We start from the raw sequence: 869 nt of genomic DNA, 5'->3' as shown, positions 1-869 counted from the left end.
TTAGTAAATCACTAAGAACTTAAAGCAAACATCTACACACCCGTAGATGTTTGCTGAACACAACTCACCAACTTAATCTTCTTGCTTACCTTCTGACGCTTTTTTCTCTTGTTTCTTGGCCTTAATTTCTTTGCGACGACGCTTGAAAAAGGCCTGTAACTGCTCACGGCACTCATCCTCTAACAGCCCTCTTTCGACCGTTGCGTAATGGTAAGCTGCTTGGCTCTCAAACAAGTTCAATACCGTACCAGCCGCGCCCGCTTTAAGATCTGGCGCGCCAAATACCACGCGTTTCACTCTGCTGTGCAACAGTGCTCCTGCGCACATCGGGCAAGGCTCTAGTGTGACATAGAGAGTGGTGTCTAAAAGTCGATAGTTTTCTAACACAGTCCCAGCATTACGTAGAGTCTGAATCTCCGCATGTGCTGTTGCATCATTAGAGCAGATAGAGCGGTTCCAGCCTTCTGCAATCACTTCTCCATCTTTAACTAATACCGCTCCCACAGGCACCTCTCCTTCCAATTCAGCTTGTTCAGCTAATGCAAGTGCTCGGCGCATAAAAATTTCGTCTTGTGGGGTAAATTGATGCTCAGACAAAAGGGCTCCAGAAAGGAAGGTAACTATGAATAGCGAAATATTACCACCAACATCGCTTTCACTACAGCAGGACATAAGTTTTGGAGATGCGCCTCTTTCGTAATAGCACATCAAAAAAAAAGCGCAGACCTTTCGACCTGCGCTTTTCTCTAATATTCGATCATTTACATCGTGTATGTGTACGGTGCTTGAATACCTAGTGGGATACCTACCATCCAGTAAAGAACTAGGAAGATTGACCAACCAATCAACATAGCAATCGAGAATGGCAT

At 45.0% G+C, this 869-nt stretch carries 2 protein-coding genes; both read right to left on the bottom strand.

Going from position 1 to position 869, the window contains the following annotated elements:
- Positions 1–72: 72 nt before the first annotated feature.
- The gene (gene tadA / locus R7040_RS25395) at positions 73–597 is read right to left on the bottom strand and encodes a tRNA adenosine(34) deaminase TadA (RefSeq protein ID WP_020904162.1); all 525 of its coding nucleotides are present in this window, start codon (positions 595–597) and stop codon (positions 73–75) included.
- 164 nt (positions 598–761) lie between these two features.
- The coding region (locus R7040_RS25390; protein ID WP_318097412.1) for an AbgT family transporter at positions 762–869 on the bottom strand (108 nt) is incomplete at its 5' end.

The organism is Vibrio sp. 1069 (genome assembly GCF_033340555.1).
This window is presented reverse-complemented; position numbering and strand designations above follow the sequence as displayed.